Source organism: Streptomyces sp. NPDC058051 (assembly GCF_042885475.1).
Classification (GTDB): domain Bacteria; phylum Actinomycetota; class Actinomycetes; order Streptomycetales; family Streptomycetaceae; genus Streptomyces.
Window position 1 is genome coordinate 1 of the sequence record NZ_JBHVRW010000093.1, and the last position, 1,181, is coordinate 1,181.

At 69.9% G+C, this 1,181-nt stretch carries 1 protein-coding gene; it reads right to left on the minus strand.

Going from position 1 to position 1,181, the window contains the following annotated elements; all coding sequences use genetic code 11:
* Window positions 1–127: 127 nt before the first annotated feature.
* Window positions 128–1,181: IS1380 family transposase (locus ACFVUT_RS37750; protein ID WP_389661384.1), on the minus strand; the 1,054-nt coding region annotated here is incomplete at its 5' end.

The window sequence follows — 1,181 nt, forward strand, 5'->3', positions numbered from 1 at the left end:
GTGCTTGCGCGGTGCGGTCTTTTCGGGGTTGGGACGGGTTGGCGGCCCGGCTGTCGCGTCGGGTGGGCGCCGGGTTCCACTTTCCCGGTGCGGTGATGCGGATCGTTGGGGCGGCCGGTGTGACTGGTCAGCCGGGGCTCGGCAGGGCATTGAGCTGGTCGATTGCCTGGATGACTTCGTTGGTCCAGGGCCATCGTGTGGTGAAGCGGAGCCATCGGCGGCGGCCGGTGGTGACGAGCTGGGCGGCGGCGGAGAACAGCGGCAGGCGGAGCTTCTTGGGTTCCCAGCGGCGGGCTTCTGCAGTCAGGGCGAGCATCGGCATCCAGGCGAGGAGGTCGAGTGCGAGGGAGACGATCTCCAGCCAGATCTGGTTCTGTGCGGTGTCGTGCAGGGGCAGGTTGCGCAGGCCGGTGTCGCGGGCGTTGCGGATGCGGTCCTCGTATCGGGCCCGGCGGCGGTGACGCAGTTCGAGGTCGGCGAGCTGGCCGCCCTTGATGTTGGTTGCGAAGCAGGTGAGCCGTAGTCCGTCGAGGTCGGTGAAGCGTAACTGTGCGCCGGGATGCGGGCGTTCCTTGCGGACGATCAGCCGCATGCCCTTGGGCCAGGTGCTCAGGTCGGGGATGTCGGTGATCTCCGCGACCCAGGCGCCGGGCCGCTCGGTGCCGCCGGCGTCGTAGGCCGGTGTCCACGCCTTCTTCGGGATCTTCAGGACGGCCTGGTGGATGGCGTCGGTGATGGTCATTCCGACGGAGTACGACAGCCACCGGCCCGGTTTGGAGAGCCGGTCGAGGAAGGCGTGGGTGCCGCCGGCGGAATCGGTGCGGATCAGTGTCTGCCGGCCCCGCCGCAGGTGTGTGGGGAGCTGGGCCAGGGCGAGTTGGGTGGTGGTGATGTGTTCGCTCGCGGTGTTGGAGCCTGCGTTGCCGGGCCGCAGCAGTGCGGCCGCCGGCTCTCCGGAACCGGCCTGGCCGTGGTCGACGAACGCGAGGAGCGGGTGATGGCCGAAGGTCTTCTTCCAGGTCGCGGTGGCGTCCTGCTTCTCGGAGTGCGCAAGGACCAGCACGCCGTCGATGTCCACGGTCGCTGAGCCGTCGGTGGCCGGACCGTTCGCCCCGGCCAGTTCCCAGGCCCGCGAGCGTACTTCGGCCCGCGCCGACCGGATCGCGGTGAGCGCCTTCGGC